Raw genomic sequence first — 23,330 nt, forward strand, 5'->3', positions numbered from 1 at the left:
TCGCGGCGCGTCAGCCGACGGGCGCGCAGTCGGCACACGGCACGAGCCCGCGGCCCTGCGCCGCCAGATCCAGACGGGCTGTCATGACCCGGACGGCTGCCTCGTCCAGTCGTCCTTGGGGCAGCATCCCGCCGTCGACGGCCGCCGCAATGCCCTCCGCCGTCCGCGGCGCAGAGTCTGCGGTCGTGAAGACGATGCCGAGCACCATGTCGTTGCCGGCCGCCACGGCAGCGACGGCGTTCGCGACCGGGTCCTGGTAGCCGGGCAGGCCGGTCGCCTGCAGCATCCCGAGATCGTCTGTGATCGCGACGCCGGTGAAGCCGAGTTCCTCGCGCGCGACCCGGTGCCATTCGGCGGACAATGTCGCCGGGGCGGGATCGACGGCACCGTACGAGAGGTGCCCGAACATCAGGAACGGGGCGCCGGCGTCGATCCCCGCGCGGAAGGGGATGCCGTCCCCGGCCTCCCACTGCGTCTTCGACATGCCCGTCGACGGGATGCCGGAATGCGAGTCGCCCGGAGCGGCACCGTGACCGGGGAAGTGCTTCAGGGTCGACATCGCGGCGCCGCCCTCGCCGTCCACCGCGGCGATGACGCGCTCCGCGCCGGATGCGGGCGTCGTTCCGAGGGCACGACGGTAGATGAACATCGAGCGGTCCGGGGTCACATCGGCGACGACGCCGAAGTTCACTCCGATTCCGGCTCGCTGCAGCAGCGCCGCCCGAGCGGCGAACGCATCACGCGTTGCGGCGGCCGGCTGATCCTTCAACGTCACCGAGGACGGGAATCGGTCCCACGGCAGGCGGGAGACATCGCCGCCCTCCTGATCGACGGCGATCAGCGGCGGAAGGGCGGGGTCGATGGTCAATGCGGCCGTGATCCCGCGCAGGTCCGACTCGGTGGCCGGGATGTTCGCTCCCATGAGGATGAAGCCGCCGATGCCGGTGCTCGACATGTATTCGGAGAGGACCGCGGCATCCGTGGTGGGAATGTGACCCATAACGATGCTCGCAGCCTTCTCGAGGGTCGACATCGAGGCGAGCCGCTCGACGGCCGCAGCGTGGAGATCGGCGCCGGGGACGACGCGGACCGTCGCCTGCGGCGCATCGGGTGCCGGTGCCGGTGTGCTGTCGTCGCCCGCCCAGGATGCGGGTGTCACGCAGCCCACCAGCACGAGTGCTCCGGCCACGCCGGCCGCGAGCGTGCGCCGAGCCGAGTTCATCGGATCAGCCTATGCGCGATCCCTGGGAGGCGGCGGTGGTGGTGGGCTCAGTGGCGCGCGACGATCGCGGCGGCATCCGTTCCTCGCGCGAGCACGCCGTATTGGGCGCCGCGATCGTCGCCGAGGCGCGCCGCGATGAAGGCATCCGCCGCGGCCGACGGGGCGTGGCGCAGCATGAGCGATGCCTGGAAGGCCAGCGCGAGGTTCTCGGTCAGGCGGCGAGCCTGAGGCTGCGCGTCGTCGGGCTCCGCCCCGGCGAGCTCTGCCACGAGTGCGAGCGTTCGCGCGACGTGTCCGTCCAGCAGCGCGGAGGCGCCGGCTGTGGTGTCGAGTTCGTCGGCGAACGCCGCGATCGAATCCGGGTCCTTCGTCAAGGCGCGCAGGGCGTCCAGCGCGATCACGTTGCCCGACCCCTCCCAGATCGACATCACAGGCTGCTCCCGGTACCGTCGCGCGAGGGGGAACGACTCCGTGTATCCGTTGCCCCCGAGGCACTCCATGGCCTCGTAGGCGTGGTGCGGGCCGCGCTTGGTCACCCAGTACTTCGACACGGGTGTGGCGAGGCGCCGCAGCGCCGCGTCCCGATCGGATGCGTCGGCCCCGAACGCCTGCGCGAGGCGGAGCCCTGTGAGCATCGCCGCCTCGGATTCCATCGCCAGGTCGGCGAGCACGGCGGTCATCGCGGGCTGGTCGACGAGCAGTCTGCCGAACGCCGACCGCCCGCGCGTGTGCCACACCGCTTCGGCGACCGACTGGCGCATGCCGGCTGCGGTTCCGAGGACGCAGTCCAGGCGAGTGCGCTGCACCATCTCGATGATCGTGCTCACTCCCCTGCCCGGCTCACCGAGCAGCATCCCGATCGTCCCGTCGAATTCGACAGATGCCGATGCGTTGGACCGGTTGCCGAGCTTGTCCTTGAGCTGCTGGATCCGGAACACGTTGCGCATCCCGCGCGGCAGCAGGCGCGGTACGAACAGGCAGCCGAGCCCCTCGTCCACGTTCCCGCGACGCGTGTGAGCGAGCACCAGGAACCCGTCGGACATCGGCGCCGAGCAGAACCACTTGTGTCCCGTGATCTGATACGCGTGGCCGCCCATGTAGGTGCCGAGGGTCGTACCGGCGCGGACATCCGATCCGCCCTGCTTCTCGGTCATCGCCATGCCGATCAGCGCGCTGGTCTTCTCTTCATTGGGGAGCAGTCGCGGCTCGTACTCGCGTGAGTACAGTCTCGGCAGCCATTCGTCGGCGACCCACGGTGAGTCCCTGATGGACGCGACCGCGGCGTGCGTCATCGACACCGGGCATGCATGGCCGGGTTCGACCTGCGCGAACAGCATGAACATCGCTGCACGGGCGACGCCGGCCCCGGGCTTCGGATCGACCCACGCTGACGTGTGCGCGCCGCGTGCGATCGCATCGCCGAGGATGCGGTGATACGACGGGTCGTACTCCACCTCGTCCAGCCTGAAGCCCCACCGGTCGTGCGCGAGCGCGATCGGTGCGTGGACGTTCGCGAGTGTCGCGTCGCGCTGGAAGGACGATGTGCCCACGAGCCGGCCCGCCTCGTGCAGCTCATCGTGTGCCCACTCGGCGCCGAAAGTGGCGACGGCGTCCACGAGCGGGAGGTTGAGCGCGTACTCGTCGATCTCGGTGCGGACGGGCGGCTGATTCTCGACGTAATGGGTGGCGGCGCCGATCACGCGCTGCCCGCGCGCGACCGAGGTCATGTGCGCTCCTCATCCCATGGTGCCGCCATGGCCATCTGCTCCTCGGAGGTCAGCGGCGCCTTCGTCACGATCTCATGCATGAATCCGAGCTTTCTGCGCACCGGCGCCACCAGTTCGAACGGATACAGATCGCGGAATCCCATCGACCTGTTGATGCGATTGAACGCCTGGGACATCCACTCCCAGTCGGTGAGGAGCCGCTGGATCGGCTCGTCCTCGTACGATTCGCGCGGCACCACGTCGGCGTCGCGCAGGCTCGTCACCGCGGCGTCGAGACGGATGCCGATCGCTGCGGCGGTCTGGAGCGTCCCGGTGATGTGCAGGTAGTGGGCGAAGGTCTCGGCGAAGTCCTCCCACGGGTGCATCGTCGCGTACTCGGAGATGAAGGACTCGTGCCAGTTCTCCGGTGCGCCCATCGCGTAGTGGCGCTTGAGCGCATCCTGGTAGCTGGCCCGCTCGTCGCCGAACATCGCCCGGCACTGAGCCCAGGCCGCATCATCGGTCAGCAGCACGTTCTGGTAGTAGTGGCCGACCTCGTGCCGCAGGTGACCGAGGATCGTCCGATACGGCTCTCCGAGCCTGACCCGGAGTGCCTCGCGACGATCGTCCAGACTCTCCGCCAGGTCGATCGTGATGATCCCGTTCGCATGGCCGATCATGACGGGGCGACCGTCGGTGAGGCTGGAGATCAGGTCGAAGCCGAGGCCACCTGGCTTCAGGTCCCATCCGACGATGGGGAGGCCGAGACTCGCGAGCTGCAGGATCAGGCGCCGTTTGGCCTCCTCGGTGCTCGCGAGCTTCTGGAGCGCCACGGTGTCATCGGCCGCCGGCCGGGTGCGCGTGAGACGGCAGGAGAAGCAGCGGCCGGCAGGTGCGTCGTCGCGAACGAGCCAGTTGCACGCCCAGTCCCTGTTCGAGCAGGTGTACCAGGTGCGCTCTGCGATCACCGTGCGATTGTTGCGCAGCCCGTAGAACTGACGCGAAAGCATGTGGAAGCCCAGTTCGGCTTCGCAATTCGGGCACACGAGCGTGTCGAGATACAGGAAGTGGCGGCAATGCGGACAGCGCGGCTGGGAGCTCACGGTCTCACCGTAGCGCTCCGTCGTCCTGCCCCGGCCGCGCGGCGCGAGAACTGCGCGCCCGCTATGGGACCGGGGCGATCGGCAGGCGGATCAGGATGTCGTCTCCGTTCCGCGGGGAGCCTCGGCCGTCTGTGTTGTTCGTCAGGATCCACAGCGTTCCGTCGGGTGCGGCGACCACATCCCGCAGACGCCCCTGACCGTCGAGGCCGACTCTCGGCTGCTCAGCGGTGTGGGACTCCGTCATGTCCACCACCCACAGCCGCTCTCCCCGCAGGCCGGCGACGAAGACAGTCCTGCCCACCGCGGCGATCCCGCTCGGGCTGGCCTCGCTGGTCGCCCACGTGACCACGGGATCCGTGAACCTGTCGTCACCGGCATCTCCTTCGACGATGGGCCAGCCGTAGTTCGCGCCCGGCACGATGCGGTTGATCTCGTCCCACTCGTTCTGCCCGAATTCGCTCGCCCACAGCTGGCCGTCGGCCGTCCACGCCAGCCCCTGCACGTTGCGATGGCCCAGCGTCCAGACGGCATTGCCGAACGGATTGCCCGGTGCTGGATCGCCCTCGGGCGTCAGCCGGAGGATCTTCCCGCCGAGCGCGTCGGGATCCTGTGGTGCATTCTGGTTCTGCGCATCACCAGTCGTCACGTACAGGTATCCGTCGGGGCCGAACGCGATCCGTCCGCCGTCGTGGGTGTTCGCCCGCGGGATGCCGGTGAGGATGGGTTCCGGATCGCCGATGGCGAGCGAGCCGGCGTCGCCGCGCAGCGGCATCCGGACGACGCGGTTGTCATGGGAGGCTCCGTGGTAGGCGTACAGCCATCGATCCCCGGCGTCATCGACCCGGATCGCGAGGCCGTGCAGGCCGGATTCCCCTCCGGAGACCACCCCGGGGACGACCCCGATCGTCCGCAGGTCGCCCGCACTGGTCAGCTCCCGCACCGTGCCGGAGTCGCGCTCCGAGATGACTGCGCCCCCGCCGTCGAGGGGTACGACGGACCAGGGCGCATCGAGGTCCGTGGCAAGCGTCGCGGGCTCGCCGGAGGGAGCCCAGTGCGCGTCGGGCGCACTGGTCGCGTTCGGCGCACTCGGCGCTGTCGAAGCCCTCGGCGGCACAGAGCTCGGCGGTGAAGCGGCGCATCCGGAGGATGCCAGCACGGCGCCGACGAGCCAGACTGCGGCGAGGCTTCGGCGCGGGAGCCTCACGATCCGTCGGCGGCGGCTTCGATCGCGGCGATGTCGATCTTCGTCATGGTGAACATGGCCTGGACCGCGCGATGCGATCTGTCCGGATCAGGATCGCGGATGAGCTCCACCAGCCGGTCGGGGACGATCTGCCACGAAAGGCCCCATCTGTCCTTCAGCCACGCGCACGGCTGCTCCTGGCCCCCGTCCGCGGTCAGCGCCGTCCAGTATCGGTCGACCTCCGCCTGATCCCTGCAGGACACGAACAGCGACACGGCCTCCGTGAACGGGAACTGCGGTCCGGCATCCATCGCGTAGTAGTCCCGTCCGGCAAGCCGGAAATGGGCGTTCATCACCTTGCCGCCCATCCCCGGAACCTCGTCGGGGTATCGCGCGAGTAAGACCACCTCCGAGCCGGGAATGAGCGTCGTGTAGAACATGATCGCCGCTTCCGCGTCGTCGTCGAACCACAGGAACGGGGTCACGTCGGTCATCGGGTGCCTCCTCGCATCGCTCCAGGCTCTCCCGTCGCGCTCGCCCGGTCAAGGGACACCGCGAAGAGCGGGCGCGTTGGATGGGCAGTTCGTTCAAACCCGCAACCTCGTCAGCGGTCACGGCGCGCGGATGCCGAGCGTTGGTGAAACAGGTAGTCCACTACGTGTCGGGCTGGACGTCATCGGGTTTGAACTGATCCCAGGGCGTCTCCCAACTCGAGCACGCCCGGGACGAATGTCACTCACCGCCGAGCAGGCATGTGCGAAAGGAACGACAATGTCGCTGTTCATCACCAATCCAGATTCCGCGAAGACCGCTCGCAGGACCCGCAATCGGGTACGGCTCGCCGCCGCGGCGGCGGCGAGTATCGCGCTGTTCGGGGCGACGACGCCCGCCTGGGCCGCCACCAACACGATCACGGTCGGCTCCGCTGCAGACCTGACGGTCAAGATCGCCATCGCGGTGCCGGTCACCATCGTCTGTGATCCCCTCAGCGACCCAGGTGTCGCCAGCCAGGTCTTCGTCTCCGTCAAGCAAGCCAACGGCAAGCAGATCTCGACCGGAAGCGGCCAGCTCTACGCCACGCCCGGAACTGGGACCGTACTGACATGCGATGGAAGCACGCAGAACAACGTCGTCGTGCGGGTCCTGGCCGATCAGGGATCAGGACCGTTCAAGAACGGAGCCGCCTACGTCACCGCCTCCTTCGAGTACACCGGCGGCATCGATTACGGAGGCGGCTACTACTCTCCGACCGGCACCGAACGTGGCACCACGACCGCCGCTATCAAACTCCATTGAGCGATCGCGAAGACGACAAGCGCGTCACGCCATACGACGGCAGCGCGCCGAAGCGCATTCCGCGAGGGTTCGAGCCACAGCGCCCATGAACGACAGAAGCGCCCCACGAGGGGGCGCTTCTGTCGTCGGTGGACCTGAGGGGACTCGAACCCCTGACCCCCTGCATGCCATGCAGGTGCGCTACCAGCTGCGCCACAGGCCCTCGTGCGACCTCCGGATCGGAGGCAACCCGACTAGATTACTACATCGGATGTCGTGCCTCGAACTGCTGACGGTGTCGGCGCTGCCACCTAGTCTCGGTGCGAGGAAAGGTGTCGACATGGCAACGATGGGCAACATCACGTTCTACGCAGATGACCCGCGGGCGCTCGCCCACTTCTGGTCGGGTGTCTTCGGCTATCCCCTGCTGGAGTGGGACGAGCCGTTGAAGTCGCAACTGCTCGCCGCGGGTCTGACCGAGGCGGATCTCGGGCTTCGCGCACTCGCCGAGGACCCCGAGGGGCGAGGGCCGCGGCTCTTCTTCCACCACGCCGAGCACCCGAAGGCCGGTCGCAATCGGCTGCATCTGGACGTGCAGGCGGTTTCGTCCGGCGCGCCCACCCGCGAGCAGCTGGATGCCGAGAAGGACAGGCTCGTCGCCCTGGGCGCGACCGTCGTGCGTCTGGTCGACCAGATGTGGGGCGAGTGGCCCGAGCTCTACTACCAGCTGCAGGACCCTGAAGGGAACGAGTTCTGCCTGCAGTGAGCGCTCAGTCGACCTTCGAGGCGGCGGGCAGCTCGATCGACACGACCGGGCAGTCCTTCCACAGACGCTCCAGCCCGTAGTACATGCGCTCCTGCTCGTGGAAGACGTGCACGACGAGGTCGCCGAAGTCCAGGAGGATCCAACGCGACTCCTGGCGGCCTTCGCGCCGCAGCCGCTTGTGACCTTCCTCGAGGAGTCTGTCCTCGATTTCGTCCGCGATCGCGGCGACGTTGCGCTCGCTGCGCCCCGTCACCAGCAGGAAGATGTCGACGAGCGGCAGGGGCCCTGACACGTCGAGGGCGACGAGGTCTTCCCCGCCCTTCGAATCCGCGGCGAGTGCGGCGATGCGCAGCATCTCGCGGGACTGCTCGGTCGCCGCCATCAGAACACGCCCGTCACGAACGCCAGGATGAGCACGCCGACGAGGGCGAGTGCGAGCACGCCCGCGGTGATGGCGAGCGTCAGCATGAGGCGTCCGCCCTTCTCGGGGGCGGGCGGCTTGATCAGGTCGCCGCCGTTCTTGACGGTGCTGATCGCGGCGCTCGCCGCGATCGGCGTGGGCGACGAGTGCGCGGGCAGCTCGCCGTCGACCAGGACGGCGTCGACCTCCTTGCCGTCGGCGGTGCCGGCCGCGTGGCCGGTGGAGCCGAGACCCTCGGGGAGGTTGAAAGATCCCGTGATCAGCACTTCGCCCGTTGCCGTCACAGGCGCGACGAGTGGCGGAGGCGCGGGCGTCTGGGACAGGATCAGCGCGTTTCCGGTGCCGACCGATCCGGTCGCAGAGCGCGAGATCAGCTGATCGAACGACGGCGGAAGGTCGGCCTGCGCCGGTTCGCCGGCAAGCAGCTCGGCACCGAACCGAGGATGCACGACCGCGCGTTCCGATTCGTCCTCGTCGTCCGCTGACGTGTCGGGCCACGAGTGGTCCCTGTGCTCTTCGCTGTCGGCAGTCTCTTGTGCCGCCTCCGGAGCATCGTCCGTGTCGTGCGTGTTCGTGTCGACGGTGACCTCGTCCGCGGTGTGCGGTTCGTCCTGCGCCACGGATGCCACTGCATCCGATCCGAAGAGCTCGGCGAGATTCACTTCGCTCGTCGACGGCTCGGTCACCGTCTCGCTCGTGGACGCGGCGGAGGGGGCCGCCGCCGCAGCGGCGACGGACGCGGCGTGGGCCGCCGCGACTTCGGGCGTGATCACCGGCACGGATGCGGTCCGGATGCGCTCCTGCTGGCGGGCCTGGCGGCGCGTCAGCGGCGAGACTCCAAGGTCGACGCTCGCATCGGCGCCCGGCAGGTCATGGACCGCCACGGGCGTCGCTGCACGTGCCAGCGGCGCGGCGACGGCCGGCGGCACCTCGGGTTGAGGCGTCGGCGGCGCGTCGTCGTGCTCGTGGGCGGGCTCGGGCGCGACTTCAGGCGCCTGCTCGAGACCGGCGGGCTGCTCCGCGGGTGCGGAGTCGCCGTTCACGATCGGGGTCGCGCCGGTGTTGCGGATGTCCCGCATCTGCTTGCGGGTGAGGGCTGGTGTTGCCGGCTGCTCGGGTGTGCTCATTCCTTGCTCCGGTAGAGGTGATGCTTCGCAATGTATTGGACAACCCCGTCGGGAACGAGGTACCACACGGGATTGCCGTGTTCCACGCGATCGCGACAATCCGTCGACGAGATGGCGAGTGCGGGAATCTCGAGCTGGCTCACGTCGTCGCTGGGCAGTCCTGCGGTGCTCAAGACGTGTCCGGGTCGGGAGACGGCGACGAAGTGGGCGAGATCCCACAACTCATCATGGTCCCTCCAACTGAGAATTTGCGCCAAGGCGTCTGCGCCGGTGATGAAGAACAGCTCAGCGTCGGGGCGCTGGTTCTTCAGCTCGCGGAGCGTGTCGATCGTGTAGGTCGGTCCGGCGCGGTCGATGTCGACCCTGCTGACGGTGAAACGCGGGTTGGATGCCGTGGCGATGACCGTCATCAGGTAGCGGTGCTCGCTCGGCGAGACGCCGGACTTCTGCCACGGCTGCCCGGTCGGCACGAAGACGACTTCGTCCAGATCGAAGGACTGCGCGACTTCACTCGCCGCGACCAGGTGACCGTGGTGGATGGGATCGAACGTTCCACCCATGACCCCGATTCTCGGGGTGCGCGTCACCGACATGCAGTCGGCCTAGTGGCCGTGCCCCGCTTGCTGCACGTCGTTGGCGTGCGCGGCGGCGTACGCATCGGCCTTGCGCGAGTGCCGGTTCGCGACGTTGCGGTACGACAGGGTGACCAGTGCGAGCGCGCCGAAGGTCGCCATGGCGATGATGCCGAAGATGACGGTCTCGAGCGCGACGTTGCCGTGGGCCTCGGACTCTTCGGCAGCGAGGACGAGAAGCGTGGCAAAGGTCATTCGTGCTCCGATCGGGTTCGCGTCGTGCGGGGACGCGGTGTCAGTTTATCGTTCAGTGCCGGACTTGTCCGAAACCGCGCGCGAGCCACTTCGTGCTCGTGAGCTCGGCGAGCCCCATCGGGCCCCTCGCGTGCAGCTTCTGCGTCGAGATGCCGACCTCCGCGCCGAAGCCGAACTCGCCGCCGTCGGTGAAGCGCGTCGACGTGTTCGCCATCACCACGGCCGAGTCGACCTCGGCGAGGAAGCGCTCCGTGTTGGCGGCATCCTGGGTGATGATCGACTCGGTGTGATGCGTGGAATAGCGCCGGATGTGCTCGAGTGCATCGTCGAGATCGTCGACCACGCGCATCGCGACGTCGAGGCTGAGATACTCCGTCGACCAGTCCTCCTCGGTCGCCGGTACGACCGCATCGCCGAGGCGGACGATCTCGGGGTCGCCGTGCACGGTCACGCCCTGCTCGTTGAGTGCGGCGACGACCGGCGGCACGAGGCGCTCGGCGGCGGCGCGGTGGATCAGCACCGTCTCGACCGAGTTGCACACGCTCGGGCGCTGCACCTTGGCGTTCACCACGATCTCGCGCGCCCACTCGAGGGGCGCCGACTCGTCCAGGACGATGTGCACGACTCCTGCGCCGGTCTCGATCACCGGCACCGATGACTCCGTGACGACCGTCTCGATCAGCTGCGCGCTCCCCCGCGGAACCAGGACGTCCACGATCCCGCGCGCGTGCATGAGCTCGCGTGCGCCGTCGCGGCCGAAGTCGTCGACGGTCTGGATGGCCTCGGGATCGATCCCCTCTGCGCTCAGTGCGAGTCGCATGGCGTGCACGAGCGCCGCGTTCGTCAGCTCCGCGGCGGAGCCGCCGCGCAGCACGACGGCGTTGCCGGAGCGCAGGGCGAGTGCCGCGATGTCGACGGTCACGTTGGGACGCGCCTCGTAGATCGAGCCGACGACGCCGAACGGCACGCTCACCTTCGTCAGCTCCACGCCGTTCGGAAGCGTCCGCTCATCGAGCACCCTTCCGACCGGGTCGGGAAGGTCGGCGATGTCGCGCACAGCGGCCGCCAGTGCGGCGACGCGCGGCTCGTCCAGCCGGAGGCGATCCTGGAGCGCCGCCGAGAGGCCGGTCTCGCGTCCGCGGTCGAGGTCCTCCCGGTTCGCGGCGACGATGGCGGGCGTCGCGTCCTCGATCGCGCGGGCGATCGCGAGGAGGGCATCGTGCTTCTCGGCGTCGCTGAGCAGACCGATCGTGCGCGCCGCCGACTTCGCGAGCAGCATCCGCTCGCGGGCAGTCGTGGCGGTCGTGGTCATCCGTCGAGTGTATCGGCGACCCGCGCAGTCGATGCCCGGCGGATCGGCCCGGTGACCGGCACCGAGACGGGTTCGGGATGCGGGTCGAACCAGGTGCCGATCTCATCGCCTCGCAGGGCGCGATCGACCAGATCGGCACTCGTGACGAGCACGCCGACACCGGATGCCGTGGCGACGCGAGCCGCGGAGACCTTGGTGGCCGCGCCGCCGGTGCCGACGCTGTTGACGACCACCGAGCCGAATTGGTAGCCGCTCAGGTCGTCGCCGTACGGGATCCGGTCGATGGGTCGTGCTCCGGGCTCATCCGGCGGCCGGGTGTACAGGCAGTCGATGTCGCTCAGGAGCACGAGCGCGTCCGCGCCGATCAGTTGTGCGACCAGGGCCGCCAGGCGATCGTTGTCGCCGAAGCGGATCTCATGGGTCGCCACGGTGTCGTTCTCATTGACGATCGGCAGGATGCGCAGGCCGAGGAGCCGCTCCATGGCCCGGCGGGCGTTCGAACGGGGAGTCGGGTTGTCGAGGTCGCCGGCGGTCAGGAGGACCTGCCCGGCGACGATGCCGAAGGGTCGTAGTGACTCCTGGTACCGGTAGATGAGGACGTTCTGACCGACGGCCGCCGCAGCCTGCTGTGTCGCGAGGTCGGTCGGGCGTTCGCCGAGCCGCAGGTACGGCATCCCGGTCGCGATCGCCCCCGACGAGACGAGGACGACCTCCGTGCCGCTCGCGTGCGCTTCGGCCAGCGCCTCGACGATCCCCTGGATCTTGCCGGAGTTCTCGCCGCTGATCGAGGAGGAGCCGACCTTGACGACGATGCGGCGCGCCGAGGGGATGTCATCGCGCGTGAAGCTGGTCACGCGTGCTCCTCGTCGTCCCGGCCGATCTGCGCGGACTTCGCTGCGATGCGCTCGGCTTCGAGCTCGGCACGCGCCTCGGCCTTGGCGTCCATGCTCGCGTAGTACTTCTCACGCCGCTGCGACGTCGTCCGGCGGGGATTCATGTCGAGGCGGGGGTCCGTGCCGCGCGGCGCGGTCATGAGCTCTGCGACCGAGCCGAGGGAGGGCTGCCAGTCGAACACGACGCCGTCGCCCTCGCCGATGACCACCGTCGATCCGGGCTGCGCACCGGACTTGAACAGCTGATCCTCGACGCCGAGCTTCTCGAGCCGATCCGCGAGATAGCCGACGGCCTCCTCGTTCTGAAAGTCCGTCTGCTGCACCCAGCGCACCGGCTTGACTCCCAGCACCCGGTAGATGTCTCCGTACGTTCCGCCTTCGACGCGGATCGTGAACTCGCGCTCGGAGCCCTGCGGGCGGATCACGACGCGCTCGAGCACCGGCTTGGCGGCCTCCGCCGCGCGATGGGCGGCGACCACGTCGCCGAGCGCGAACGTGAGCTGCCGAAGGCCCGCATGGCTCACCGTCGAGATCTCGAAGACGCGGAAGCCGCGAGCCTCCAGGTCGGGGCGGACGAGCTCGGCGAGATCCTTCGCCTCGGGAACGTCGATCTTGTTCAGGGCCACGATCTGAGGGCGCTCCAGCAGCGGGAGCTGGCCCTCCGGCACGGGATAGGCCGCGAGCTCGGCGAGGATGACGTCGAGGTCGCTGAGGGGGTCGCGGCCCGGCTCGAGGGTCGCGCAGTCGAGGACATGCACGAGGGCCGTGCAGCGCTCGACGTGACGGAGGAATTCGAGCCCGAGGCCCTTGCCCTCGCTCGCCCCCTCGATGAGCCCGGGAACGTCGGCGACGGTGTAGCGCACGTCGCCCGCCTGCACGACGCCCAGGTTCGGGTGCAACGTCGTGAACGGGTACTCGGCGATCTTGGGGCGGGCTGCGGAGATCGCAGCGATCAGGCTGGACTTGCCGGCCGACGGATAGCCCACCAGCGCGACGTCGGCCACGGTCTTCAGTTCGAGGAGGACATCGCCCTCCCAACCCGGGGTGCCCAGCAGGGCGAAGCCGGGCGCCTTGCGCTTCGGGTTCGCGAGCGTCGCGTTGCCGAGCCCGCCGATTCCGCCGGGGGCGACGATGAACCGCATCCCCGGTTCGATCATGTCGACCAGGGTCTCGCCGGAGACGTCCTTCACGACCGTGCCGACCGGCACCGGCAGCTCGAGGTTCTCCCCCATCGCGCCCGCGCGATGATCGCCCATGCCGAATCCGCCGTTGCCGGCGGAGCGGTGCGGCGAGTGGTGGTAGGACAGCAGGGTCGTGACATTCGGGTCGGCGACGAGGACGATGTCGCCGCCGTGGCCGCCGTTCGCGCCGTCGGGCCCGGCGAGCGGCTTGAACTTCTCGCGCTTGACCGAGACGCATCCGTTTCCGCCCTTGCCGGCGGACAGGTGCAGCGTCACTCGGTCGACGAATGTGACCATGCGCTCCCCCTTACGGTTGTCGTGCTGTCGGGACTTCTATCCTGCGAACGGAAAAGGGGCGAGCCGAAGCCCGCCCCTCCCACGATGAAACTGCGAGTGCGGCGGACTACTCCGCCGGGACGACGATGTTGACGACCTTGCGGCCGCCCTTGGCGCCGAACTCGACCGCGCCGGCCTCGAGGGCGAACAGCGTGTCGTCGCCACCGCGACCGACGTTGGCGCCGGGGTGGAAGTGCGTGCCGCGCTGGCGGATGATGATCTCGCCGGCGAGGACCTTCTGGCCGCCGAAGCGCTTCACGCCGAGGCGCTGTGCGTTGGAGTCACGACCGTTACGGGTGGAGCTTGCGCCCTTTTTGTGTGCCATGTCTGCGTCTCTTCCGTGCTTACTTGATGCCGGTGACCTTGACGCGCGTGAGGTCCTGACGGTGCCCCTGGCGCTTCTTGTAGCCGGTCTTGTTCTTGAACTTCTGGATGACGATCTTGGGGCCGCGCTCCTCGCCGAGGACTTCGGCGGTCACGGTCACCTTCGAGAGCTTGTCGGCGTCGGTCGTCACGGCGTCGCCGTCGACGAGCAGAACCGCGGCGAGCTCGATCTTGTCGCCGACCTTCGCGGACTGACGATCGAGGACGACGATCGTGCCGACCTCGACCTTCTCCTGCCGGCCACCGGCGCGCACAACTGCGTAGACCACTTCATACCTGTTTCTTCGGGGAGCGCGCGGCTCCGGATGCCTGAGCAAAGACTCGGTGCGGAGCAGAAATGTCGTCAACGCACCAAAGGAATACTTTACCGGATGCCGGTGCCACAAGCAAAAGCGCCTGGAGACGGCTCGGACGGCGCGTCGGGCGACCGTCTGCGTAGGATCAGCACGTGGCGATCCTGATCGATGATCCGCGCTGGCCGGCGCACGGTCGGCTGTGGTCTCATCTGGTCAGCGATTCGAATCTGGACGAGCTCCACGAGTTCGCGCAGGCCAACGGCATCCCCCGACGCGGGTTCGACCGTGATCATTACGACGTGCCCGACGAGGCGCACGCGCGACTGGTCGCCGCGGGCGCGCGCGCCGTGGACGGGCACACCCTCGTGCGCGCCCTGATCGCGTCGGGGCTCCGTGTCACGGCGCGTCAGCGCCGGCAGCTCTGAGCTGTCTCGCTACTCGTCGGACGGCGCATGCGAGACCGGCGTCCCGGTCAGCGCCGCCGTCGACACCCTCCGCCGTCCACGGCCCTGGCCCGGGGCCTTGGGCTCGGGAAGCGCGCTGAGCACCGAGTCGAGCAGCAGATCCTTCTCGGTCCGCGGTGCGCTGGATGCGGCGTCCTGACGCTTCTTCCGCTGCTTCTTGGGGCGCTCCACGGGCGGCTCGGCGACGGATGCCGCGACCGGCGCGACTTCCTCCTCGTGGTGCGGGTGGATCGTCGAGGCGGCGATCTGCGCGAGGGCGGACTTGACGCCCTCCGTGATGACGTGGGTGCCCCCGGCGCCGCCGTTCGTGTTCGGCGCCGCCGAACGCGGACGGCGTCCGGGAGGCTGGCCGTTGCCGATCGGGGCGCGATGCTTCACGACCGGGTCGTGGTGCACGATCACACCGCGGCCGGCGCAGACCTCGCAGGGCTCGCTGAAGGTCTCGAGCAGGCCGAGGCCGAGCTTCTTGCGGGTCATCTGCACGAGCCCGAGCGAGGTCACCTCCGCGACCTGGTGCTTGGTCCGGTCGCGGCTCAGGCACTCGACGAGGCGGCGCAGGACGAGATCGCGGTTGGACTCGAGCACCATGTCGATGAAGTCGACGACGATGATCCCGCCGATGTCGCGCAGGCGCAGCTGGCGGACGATCTCCTCGGCCGCCTCGAGGTTGTTCTTGGTGACGGTCTCTTCGAGGTTGCCGCCGGAGCCGACGAACTTCCCGGTGTTGACGTCGACGACGGTCATCGCCTCGGTGCGGTCGATGACGAGCGAGCCGCCTGAGGGCAGCCAGACCTTGCGATCGAGCGCCTTCTCGATCTGCTCCGTGACGCGGAACTCGTCGAACGGGTCGGCTTCCCCCTCGTACGGTGCGATCCGGTCCAGCAGATCGGGCGCCACGCTCTCGAGGTACGCGGTGATCGTCTGATGTGCGTCCTCGCCCTGGATGAGCATCTTCGTGAAGTCCTCGTTGAAGACGTCGCGGACGATCTTCACGAGCAGATCGGGCTCGGAGTGCAGGAGGGCAGGGGCCTGGATCGACTCGACCTGACGGCTGATGTGCTCCCACTGCGTCGTGAGACGCTGCACGTCACGCGTGAGCTGATCCTCGGTGGCGCCCTCGGCGGCCGTGCGGACGATGACGCCGGACGATTCCGGAAGCACCTCCTTGAGGATCTTCTTCAGGCGTGCGCGCTCGGTGTCGGGAAGCTTGCGGGAGATCCCGTTCATGGCACCGCCGGGCACATAGACGAGGTAGCGGCCCGGCAGGGAGATCTGGCTCGTGAGCCGGGCACCCTTGTGACCGACCGGGTCCTTCGTGACCTGGACGAGCACGCGGTCGCCGCTCTTGAGCGCGAGCTCGATGCGACGAGGCTGGTTGCCGGTCTCCACCGCGTCCCAGTCGACCTCACCTGAGTAGAGGACGGCATTGCGTCCGCGCCCGATGTCGACGAACGCGGCCTCCATGCTCGGGAGCACGTTCTGCACGCGGCCCAGGTACACGTTGCCGATCAGCGATGCGTCCTGGTTGCGAGCGACGTAGTGCTCGACCAGCACGCTGTCCTCGAGCACCGCGATCTGGATGCGGCCGTTCTTGGAGCGCACGATCATCTCGCGATCGACCGCCTCACGGCGTGCGAGGAACTCGGCCTCGGTCACCACGGCGCGTCGGCGCCCGGCTTCGCGACCGTCGCGGCGGCGCTGCTTCTTCGCCTCGAGGCGGGTCGAGCCCTTGATGCGCTGCGGCTCCGTGATCAGCTCGACCGCGCGCTGGCGCGGCGGCTGCTGCTCGGACGGGCCGGACGAGTCGTCGCGACCCTCGCCGGTCCTGCGGCGATTGCGACGACGGGCGCTCGTGGACGACGCCTGCTCGGCGACGGGCTCGTGCTCGGGCAGCGCCGGCAGCGCGGCGATCTCGGGCGCATAGAAGACCAGCTGAGTGGACACTGCCGAGACGAAAACCTCGGGAAGCAGGCCGAGATCGACCGCGGACTTGGGTCCGGCGTCGTCGGGGATGGCCTCGGGTTCGGCGTCCGCGCCGGTAGACGGCGCCTCGGCGCCGGCATCCTCGGCGGATTCTCCGGGCTCACCGTCAACGAGAGCATCGGGGTCCGCCGGCGCTTCGGGTTCGGTCGCGCCGTTCGAATCGCTCGCCTCGGGTGCGCCGTCGGGCGTCGGATCGGGCTCCGCAAACGCATCGGCGTCGGTGGACGATTCAGAGGTCGGCTCCTCGGCGGAACCGTCGACCTCCGCGCGCGCGGGCGCGTCAAAGGTGGGCTCGTCGCCTGCGAATGCCGCAGCCTCCGGAGCGCTCTGCGCTACCGGGCTGTCTGATTCGTCGCGGGGTTCGAGGTGTGCATCGGTTTCATCGGCCATCACTGGCGTACTCCCTGCGGGCGACACCGCGCGTCGTCCGGCGAAATCTCGTGCGGTGCCGCACCTGCGGTGCCGCTAACTCACTCGGTCTGCAGCCGGCCCGTGGCTCGTGCTGCGAAGGGCGCTCATCGCCCGAAGTCTTCTGGTGACGCGTTGGCGGCGCGGCCGCGACGCATCGCGACCATTATCGCACTTTCCTCGGAGGAATGTGCGGGAGGCGCCCCGACTGATTTTGCACGGTCGCGCACGCGGCATCCGCTCAGCCCCCGATGCCATAATCCGAGGCATGACGCAGCCCCTCACCCGCACCCGACCGACGGCCCTGGCGGTGTGGCTGATCATCGCCGGCGTCATCGGATGGTGGGCGGCGTTCTCACTGACGATGGAGCGGCTCCACCTGCTCGAAGACCCCGATGCGATCCTGGGCTGCGACATCAGTCCGCTGGTGCAGTGCGGAAAGAACCTCGAGTCCTGGCAGGGCAGCGTCTTCGGCTTCCCCAATCCCATCCTGGGGCTGACGGGCTGGATGGCACCGATCGTCGTCGGTTTCGCCATCCTCGCCGGAGCGCGGTTCGCGCGCTGGTTCTGGTTGCTGTTCGCACTCGGCGTGACGTCGGCGTTCGTGTTCGTGATCTGGCTGATCGGCCAGAGCATCTTCGTGCTGGGCACGCTGTGCCCCTGGTGCATGGTGACCTGGGTCGTGACGATTCCGACGTTCTACGCCGTGACGCTCCATGTCCTGCGCACGGGCATCCTTCCGGCGCCGCGCGGCCTGCGCAACGGCGCCGACCGCCTCATGAGCTGGGTGCCGCTCCTGGCGGTCGTCAGCTACGCGATCATCGCGATCATCGCCCAGGTGCGCCTGGACGTGCTCGGGTCGATCTTCTGACCTCGAGCCTGCAGCGGCTTAGGGGAACCAGATGTCGAGCTCTCGCGCGGCCGACTCCGTGCTGTCCGAGCCGTGGACGAGATTCTGCTGGACCTTCAGGCCCCAGTCGCGTCCGTAATCGCCGCGGATCGTGCCGGGCGCCGCAGTCGTCGGGTCGGTCGTGCCTGCGAGGGAGCGGAAGCCCTCGATGACCCGGTTGCCGGCCAGCCGGATGGCGACGGAGGGGCCGGACATCATGAACTCGAGGAGCGGTTCGTAGAACGGCTTGCCCTCGTGCTCCGCGTAGTGCTGCTCCAGCACGTCGCGATCCGGCTCGACGAGCCGGATGTCCACGAGCGCGTAGCCTTTCGCCTCGATGCGGGCGAGGATCGCCCCGGTCAGGCCGCGTGCGACGCCATCGGGTTTGACGAGGACGAGGGTCTCTTCGGTGGCCATGTGTCAGTCTCCGTTCGCGGTGTCGGCTTCGGCGGCCAGTCGCGCGTTGCGCGCGTCCAGCGAAGCCCCCTTGATCGTCGCATACCCCCACATGCCGCCGAAAATGAGCGCCACGAGGAAGAGCGCGGGAACGAGGAAGCCTGCGAGGGCGACGATCCCCTGCAGCACCCAGCCGAGCACGATCCCCCAGCGGTGGCGCAGAACCCGTCCGGTGAGCAGCATCACGATCGCGAGCACCGTCCCGCCGACGATCCCCCACCACGGCGGAATCGGCTCGGGCAGCGCCTTCAGACCGTAGACGGCCAAGCCGCCGAGGAAGACGATGATCGACTCGAACGCGAGCACGATCGAGCCGAGCGACTCCGCGGCGCCGCGCGCCCGGCGCGGGCGAGGATGCTCCGCATTCGCGGTCACTCCGCCCACCCGGCCTTCCAGTCCTCGGCGGCAGCGAGTGCCACCGCTTCGCCGGCGAGGACGACCGATCCGGCGATCACGACTGCCCGACGATCGGATGCCGCGGCCCATTCGCGCGCCGCCTCGGCAGCATCCGCGAGATTCGGATGCACCGCCACCGGCAGCTCTTGCGCCTCGGCGAGGTCTGCGATGCGATCGGCGTCGTCCGCGCGCTCCGAATCCGGTGCCGTGGCGAACACGTGCGCGGCGAGCGGTGCCAGCTCTGCGACGATTCCCGCGGCATCCTTGTCGGCGAGGACGCCGAGTACGACACCCCACTCGTCGAAGTCGAAGGAGGAGCCGAGTGCCCCCGCCAGCGCGCGGGCGCCGTGCGGGTTGTGCGCTGCATCCACGATGACGGTGGGCGCGACGCCGACGAGCTGAAGACGGCCGGGCGAGGTCGCCTGAGCGAGCCCCTCGGCCATGATGTCTCCGGTGATCGGCTGGCTGCCCCCGCCGATGAGCGATTCGACCGCGGCGATCGCGAGCGCCGCGTTCTGCGCCTGGTGCGCGCCGAACATCGGCAGATACTCCTCGTCGTACACTCCGGCGAGGCCGCGGACGGAGATGAGCTGACCGCCCACCGCGAGCCGGGTGTCGGTGAGCGCGAACTCGTCTCCCTCGAACGCGATCGTGGCATCCCGCTGAGCGGCGGCCGCGCGCAGCACGTCAGCGGCGGCGCGATCCTGGCGGGCCGAGACGACGGCGGCGCCGGTCTTGATGATTCCGGATTTGACATCGGCGATCTCGCGGATGGTGTCGCCGAGCCGGTCGGCGTGGTCGATGTCGATCGGCGCGAACACCGCGACGTCTCCGTCGGCCGTGTTGGTCGAATCCCACGAGCCGCCCATGCCGACCTCGAGCACGAGCACATCGATCGGGGCGTCGGCGAACGCCACGAAGGCGAGCACGGTGAGCAGCTCGAAGAAGGTCAGCGGCGCATCGTCGGCGGCTGCGAGTTCGGCGTCGACGAGGTCGACGAACGGCTGGATCTCGTCCCACGCGTCCGCCACGGCTGCGTCGGCGACCGGCTCGCCGTCGATCATGATCCGCTCCGTGAACCGCTCCAGGTGCGGACTCGTGAACAGTCCGGTGCGCAGGCCGTGCGCTCGGATCAGGCTCTCGATGATGCGACTCGTCGAGGTCTTGCCGTTGGTGCCGGTGACGTGGACGACGCGATACGTCCGCTGCGGGTCATCGAGCAGCTCGAGAACCCGTCTCGTACGCTCGACTCGCGGCTGCACCCAACGCTCGCCCTGCCGCTCGAGCAGCGCAGCGTAGACCGCATCGGCGCGACTGCGATCGCTCATTTCGACACCTCGACCTTCGTGACCGACACCGTGAACGGCCCGGCGTTGGCGAAGGTCCCCTTGTTGAATTCCACGGAGTGGTCCGCAGCATCGGAGGACCCGACGCCGTCGCCCATGAGGGACGCACCACCGGCATCCGTCACCGAGTGCTCGAGCGCGAGGGTCTCCCCCGCCACGTCGGCCAGGTCGAACGCAGACGCCACGGCCTCCCTGTCGGCCGACGAGGAGAACGCGAGTGCGAGTCGGATGCGGTCGCTCACTTCGAAACCGGCGGCCTTGCGGGTGTCCTGCACCGCGCGGATGACGTCGCGTGCCAGCCCCTCGGCCTCCAGCTCCGGGGTCGCCGCGGTGTCGAGCAGCACGAAACCGCCGCCGGGCAGCACCGCGAGTGCCTCCCCCTCGGGCCGGCCGGTCGTCTCGAGCACGAGCTCGTACTCGCCCGGCTGCAGCGCGATCGCACCTGCCGTGACGACACCGTCGGCCTCGGACCAGTCACCGGCCTTGGCCGCCTGGATCGCCTGCTGCACCTGCTTGCCGAGCCGCGGCCCCGCCGCGCGGGCGTTGACGGAAAGGCGGTTGGAGATGCCGTATGCCGAGGCGGTGTCCTCCTGCAGGTCGACGAGCTCGACGGCCTTCACGTTCAGCTCATCTCGCAGGATGTCCTCGAACTGCGCCAGGGCGGAAGCCCCGGCCACGACGACTGTGAGGCGCGCCAGCGGCAGGCGCACACGCTTGCCCTCGCGCTTGCGCAGTGCGTTCGCGACCGAGGACACGTCGCGCACGGCATCCATCGCCGCCCGGATGTCGTCGGCCGCGGGGAATGCGTCGGCGTCCGGCCAGTCCTGCAGATGCACGCTGCGACCGCCGGTGAGCCCCTGCCACACCCGCTCCGAGACGAGCGGGATCAGCGGCGCCGCCACGCGAGTCAGTGTCTCCAGGACGGTGTAAAGCGTGTCGAACGCCTCGCGGCTCTTCGGGTCGTCGGTCACTCCGACCCAGAACCGGTCGCGTGAGCGCCGGATGTACCAGTTGGTCAGCGCCTCGCCGAAGTCGCGGAGCTTCGCCGCGGCCGTCGTCGAGTCGAGTCCCTCCAGATCGAGGGCCACTTCGCGGACCAGATCGCCGGCCAGCGCCAGGATGTACCGGTCGAGCACATCGGTGGAATCGGTGCGCCAGGTGGCCTCGTATCCCCGGCCGCCCGGTCCACCGGCGGCATTCGCGTACGTCGAGAAGAAGTACCACGCGTTCCACAGCGGGAGCATGAACTCGCGCACGCCGGCGCGGATCCCCTCCTCCGTGACGATGAGGTTGCCACCGCGCAGCACGGAGCTCGCCATCAGGAACCAGCGCATCGCGTCGGAGCCGTCGCGGTCGAACACCTCTGAGACGTCCGGGTAGTTGCGCAGCGACTTGGACATCTTCTGACCGTCGCTGCCGAGCACGATGCCATGGCAGCTGACGCCGGTGAACGCCGGACGGTCGAACAGCGCGCCGGAGAGCACGTGCATCAGGTAGAACCAGCCGCGCGTCTGGCCGATGTACTCGACGATGAAGTCCGCGGGCGAGTGCTCGTCGAACCAGTCGTGGTTCTCGAACGGATAATGCACCTGCGCGAACGGCATGGACCCCGAATCGAACCAGACATCCAGCACATCCTCGATCCGGCGCATCGTGCTCGCACCGGTCGGGTCGTCGGGGTTCGGGCGGGTCAGATCGTCGATGTACGGACGGTGCAGGTCGACCTCGCCGGCGCTGTTGCGTGGGAGGCGTCCGAAGTCGCGTTCCAGGTCGGCGAGCGACCCGTACGCGTCGACGCGCGGGTGCGCGGGATCATCGCTCTTCCAAATCGGGATCGGCGAGCCCCAGTAGCGGTTGCGACTGATCGACCAGTCGCGCGCCCCTTTGAGCCACTTGCCGAACTGCCCGTCCTTGACGTTGTCGGGAACCCACGTGATCTGCTGGTTGAGCTCGACCAGTCGGTCTTTGAAATCCGTGACCCGGACGAACCAGCTCGAGACCGCCTTGTAGATGAGCGGGTTGCGGCAGCGCCAGCAGTGCGGGTACGAGTGCTCGTAGCTTGCGAGCCGCACGAGGCGGCCGTCCTGGCGGAGGATGCGCACGAGGGGCGTGTTCGCATCCATCCACAGCTCACCGGCCACATCCGTCACTGCGGGGAGGAACCGGCCGCCGTCGTCGAGGCTCAGGATCGTGGGGATGCCGGCCGCCTCGGCGACGCGCTGGTCGTCCTCGCCGAACGCGGGCGCCTGGTGCACGATGCCGGTGCCGTCGCTGGTCGTCACGTAGTCGTCGACGAGGATGCGCCACGCGTTCTGCGTGCCCCAGACCTCGGCGTCGGCGTAGTAGTCGAACAGGCGGTCGTAGTGCACGTCGGCGAGATCCGCGCCCATGTGCACAGCCTCGACCGCGGCCGCGGCATCCTCGGCGGTCTCGTACCCGAGGTCCTTCGCGTAGTTCGCCAGCAGCTCCTCGGCGAGGAGATAGCGATGCGACTCGGCCTCGGCGCGCTGATCGCTGTGGCCGTCCGGCGCGTGATGCACGTCGGCTGCGCCGAGCGGTCCGCCGGGGACGACGACGTATCGGATGCCGGGGCCGACGGCCAATGCGAGGTTGGTCGGCAGGGTCCAGGGCGTGGTGGTCCAGGCGAGCGCCCGCACCGCGGTGAGTCCGAGTGCCTCGGCCTTGACGCCGACCAGCGGAAAGGTCACCGTCACGGAGGGGTCCTGGCGCATCTTGTACACGTCGTCGTCCATGCGCAGCTCGTGGCTGGAAAGCGGGGTCTGGTCGCGCCAGCAGTACGGCAGGACGCGGTAGCCCTCGTAGGCGAGGCCCTTGTCGTACAGGGTCTTGAACGCCCACAGGACGCTTTCCATGTAGTCGGTGTCGAGCGTCTTGTACCCGCGCTCGAAGTCGACCCATCGCGCCTGCCTCGTGACGTAGTCCTCCCAATCGTGGGTGTAGGCCAGCACGGACTCCCGCGCCTTCGCGTTGAAGGTCGCGACGCCCATCCGCTCGATCTCCTCCTTCTCGGTGATGCCGAGCTCCTTCATCACCTCGAGTTCGGCCGGCAGGCCGTGCGTGTCCCACCCGAAGACGCGATCGACGCGGTTGCCGCGCATCGTCTGGAAGCGCGGGAAGAGGTCCTTCGCGTACCCGGTGAGCAGGTGCCCGTAGTGCGGCAGACCGTTGGCGAACGGAGGCCCGTCGTAGAAGACCCACTCCGGCGCGCCCTCGCGGTTCTCGATCGACGCCCGGAAGGTGTCGTCGGCCTTCCAGTAATCGATGACCTCGCGCTCGATCGCAGGGAATCGGGGGCTCGGCGGGACGTCGGGTCCGGTCTTGGGGTAGGTCATGTC

23 protein-coding genes and 1 tRNA gene are annotated in these 23,330 nt (G+C 68.9%); 4 read left to right on the forward strand and 20 right to left on the reverse strand.

Translation table 11 applies throughout. The features are described 5' to 3' along the window. Window positions 1-10: 10 nt before the first annotated feature. The 5 genes from BM349_RS09980 to BM349_RS10000 all read right to left on the reverse strand — a co-directional run bounded on the left by BM349_RS09980 (window position 11) and on the right by BM349_RS10000 (window position 5,708). Complete coding sequence (locus BM349_RS09980) at window positions 11-1,222, reverse strand: glycoside hydrolase family 3 N-terminal domain-containing protein (protein ID WP_091706712.1); 1,212 nt, start codon at window positions 1,220-1,222, stop codon at window positions 11-13. Window positions 1,223-1,269: 47 nt separating this feature from the next. After that, window positions 1,270-2,949: an acyl-CoA dehydrogenase family protein gene (locus tag BM349_RS09985; protein ID WP_091706713.1), complete on the reverse strand. Its 1,680-nt coding sequence runs from the start codon at window positions 2,947-2,949 to the stop codon at window positions 1,270-1,272. After that, window positions 2,946-4,031, reverse strand: a complete 1,086-nt coding sequence (locus BM349_RS09990) for a zinc-binding metallopeptidase family protein (protein WP_254773812.1) — start codon at window positions 4,029-4,031, stop codon at window positions 2,946-2,948. The genes BM349_RS09985 and BM349_RS09990 overlap by 4 nt, the downstream gene beginning before the upstream one ends. 61 nt (window positions 4,032-4,092) lie before the next feature. Then, on the reverse strand, window positions 4,093-5,235 hold the full coding sequence (locus BM349_RS09995) for a PQQ-dependent sugar dehydrogenase (RefSeq protein ID WP_368086671.1): 1,143 nt from the start codon (window positions 5,233-5,235) through the stop codon (window positions 4,093-4,095). Next, entirely contained in the window at window positions 5,232-5,708 is a 477-nt protein-coding gene (locus BM349_RS10000; RefSeq protein ID WP_091706715.1) for a VOC family protein, read from the reverse strand. The genes BM349_RS09995 and BM349_RS10000 overlap by 4 nt, the downstream gene beginning before the upstream one ends. 277 nt (window positions 5,709-5,985) lie before the next feature. Here BM349_RS10000 and BM349_RS10005 point away from each other — a divergent pair, with 277 nt between their 5' ends. Further along, window positions 5,986-6,510: a hypothetical protein gene (locus tag BM349_RS10005; RefSeq protein WP_091706716.1), complete on the forward strand. Its 525-nt coding sequence runs from the start codon at window positions 5,986-5,988 to the stop codon at window positions 6,508-6,510. A gap of 129 nt (window positions 6,511-6,639) precedes the next feature. On the opposite strand, the gene BM349_RS10010 is transcribed toward BM349_RS10005, so the two are convergent. Beyond that, a tRNA-Ala gene (locus BM349_RS10010) sits at window positions 6,640-6,712 on the reverse strand. A gap of 117 nt (window positions 6,713-6,829) precedes the next feature. Between BM349_RS10010 and BM349_RS10015 the strand changes: the two genes are divergently transcribed. Next, on the forward strand, window positions 6,830-7,255 hold the full coding sequence (locus tag BM349_RS10015; protein ID WP_091706717.1) for a VOC family protein: 426 nt from the start codon (window positions 6,830-6,832) through the stop codon (window positions 7,253-7,255). Between the two features lie 4 nt (window positions 7,256-7,259). Here BM349_RS10015 and rsfS read toward each other — a convergent pair whose 3' ends face one another. The 9 genes from rsfS to rplU all read right to left on the reverse strand — a co-directional run bounded on the left by rsfS (window position 7,260) and on the right by rplU (window position 14,005). Further along, window positions 7,260-7,637, reverse strand: coding sequence for a ribosome silencing factor (gene rsfS / locus BM349_RS10020; protein WP_091706718.1), 378 nt, complete (start codon window positions 7,635-7,637; stop codon window positions 7,260-7,262). Beyond that, on the reverse strand, window positions 7,637-8,803 hold the full coding sequence (locus BM349_RS10025; RefSeq protein ID WP_091706719.1) for a hypothetical protein: 1,167 nt from the start codon (window positions 8,801-8,803) through the stop codon (window positions 7,637-7,639). Before BM349_RS10025 ends, rsfS begins: the two co-directional genes overlap by 1 nt. Further along, window positions 8,800-9,396 (reverse strand): nicotinate-nucleotide adenylyltransferase, encoded by a 597-nt coding sequence (nadD, locus tag BM349_RS10030; protein WP_091706720.1) that lies wholly within the window; start codon window positions 9,394-9,396, stop codon window positions 8,800-8,802. The genes BM349_RS10025 and nadD overlap by 4 nt, the downstream gene beginning before the upstream one ends. Before the next feature lie 9 nt (window positions 9,397-9,405). Continuing rightward, window positions 9,406-9,630: a hypothetical protein gene (locus tag BM349_RS10035; RefSeq protein ID WP_091706721.1), complete on the reverse strand. Its 225-nt coding sequence runs from the start codon at window positions 9,628-9,630 to the stop codon at window positions 9,406-9,408. Between the two features lie 52 nt (window positions 9,631-9,682). Further along, window positions 9,683-10,942 (reverse strand): glutamate-5-semialdehyde dehydrogenase, encoded by a 1,260-nt coding sequence (locus BM349_RS10040; protein ID WP_091706722.1) that lies wholly within the window; start codon window positions 10,940-10,942, stop codon window positions 9,683-9,685. Further along, entirely contained in the window at window positions 10,939-11,796 is an 858-nt protein-coding gene (proB, locus tag BM349_RS10045; protein ID WP_091706723.1) for a glutamate 5-kinase, read from the reverse strand. The genes BM349_RS10040 and proB overlap by 4 nt, the downstream gene beginning before the upstream one ends. Further along, complete coding sequence (gene obgE, locus BM349_RS10050; protein WP_091706724.1) at window positions 11,793-13,313, reverse strand: GTPase ObgE; 1,521 nt, start codon at window positions 13,311-13,313, stop codon at window positions 11,793-11,795. Before obgE ends, proB begins: the two co-directional genes overlap by 4 nt. Before the next feature lie 106 nt (window positions 13,314-13,419). Then, window positions 13,420-13,677, reverse strand: coding sequence for a 50S ribosomal protein L27 (gene rpmA, locus BM349_RS10055; RefSeq protein ID WP_091706725.1), 258 nt, complete (start codon window positions 13,675-13,677; stop codon window positions 13,420-13,422). Between the two features lie 19 nt (window positions 13,678-13,696). After that, the gene (gene rplU, locus BM349_RS10060) at window positions 13,697-14,005 is read right to left on the reverse strand and encodes a 50S ribosomal protein L21 (RefSeq protein ID WP_175525261.1); all 309 of its coding nucleotides are present in this window, start codon (window positions 14,003-14,005) and stop codon (window positions 13,697-13,699) included. Window positions 14,006-14,184: 179 nt separating this feature from the next. Between rplU and BM349_RS10065 the strand changes: the two genes are divergently transcribed. Continuing rightward, entirely contained in the window at window positions 14,185-14,457 is a 273-nt protein-coding gene (locus tag BM349_RS10065; RefSeq protein WP_091706727.1) for a DUF4031 domain-containing protein, read from the forward strand. 9 nt (window positions 14,458-14,466) lie between these two features. On the opposite strand, the gene BM349_RS10070 is transcribed toward BM349_RS10065, so the two are convergent. Next, window positions 14,467-16,869 carry an Rne/Rng family ribonuclease gene (locus tag BM349_RS10070; RefSeq protein WP_091706728.1) on the reverse strand — a complete coding sequence of 801 codons (2,403 nt, stop codon included), beginning with the start codon at window positions 16,867-16,869 and terminating at the stop codon, window positions 14,467-14,469. A 286-nt stretch (window positions 16,870-17,155) separates the two neighbouring features. Here BM349_RS10070 and BM349_RS10075 point away from each other — a divergent pair, with 286 nt between their 5' ends. Next, the gene (locus BM349_RS10075) at window positions 17,156-17,758 is read left to right on the forward strand and encodes a vitamin K epoxide reductase family protein (protein ID WP_091706729.1); all 603 of its coding nucleotides are present in this window, start codon (window positions 17,156-17,158) and stop codon (window positions 17,756-17,758) included. A gap of 18 nt (window positions 17,759-17,776) precedes the next feature. Here the strand turns inward: BM349_RS10075 and ndk are convergent, their stop codons facing one another. Genes ndk through ileS form a run of 4 tightly spaced genes read right to left on the reverse strand, consistent with a single transcriptional unit; the run spans window position 17,777 to window position 23,327 of the window. Then, entirely contained in the window at window positions 17,777-18,193 is a 417-nt protein-coding gene (ndk, locus tag BM349_RS10080) for a nucleoside-diphosphate kinase (protein WP_091706730.1), read from the reverse strand. 3 nt (window positions 18,194-18,196) lie between these two features. Next, the gene (locus BM349_RS10085) at window positions 18,197-18,607 is read right to left on the reverse strand and encodes a DUF4233 domain-containing protein (RefSeq protein ID WP_091707239.1); all 411 of its coding nucleotides are present in this window, start codon (window positions 18,605-18,607) and stop codon (window positions 18,197-18,199) included. Then, a complete protein-coding gene (locus BM349_RS10090) occupies window positions 18,604-19,956 on the reverse strand; it encodes a bifunctional folylpolyglutamate synthase/dihydrofolate synthase (protein WP_091706731.1) in 1,353 nt (450 codons plus the stop codon). The genes BM349_RS10085 and BM349_RS10090 overlap by 4 nt, the downstream gene beginning before the upstream one ends. Further along, window positions 19,953-23,327 (reverse strand): isoleucine--tRNA ligase, encoded by a 3,375-nt coding sequence (gene ileS, locus BM349_RS10095; protein WP_091706732.1) that lies wholly within the window; start codon window positions 23,325-23,327, stop codon window positions 19,953-19,955. Before ileS ends, BM349_RS10090 begins: the two co-directional genes overlap by 4 nt. Window positions 23,328-23,330: the final 3 nt, after the last annotated feature.

Source organism: Microbacterium sp. cf046, from assembly GCF_900114345.1.
In the GTDB taxonomy this organism is placed as follows: domain Bacteria; phylum Actinomycetota; class Actinomycetes; order Actinomycetales; family Microbacteriaceae; genus Microbacterium.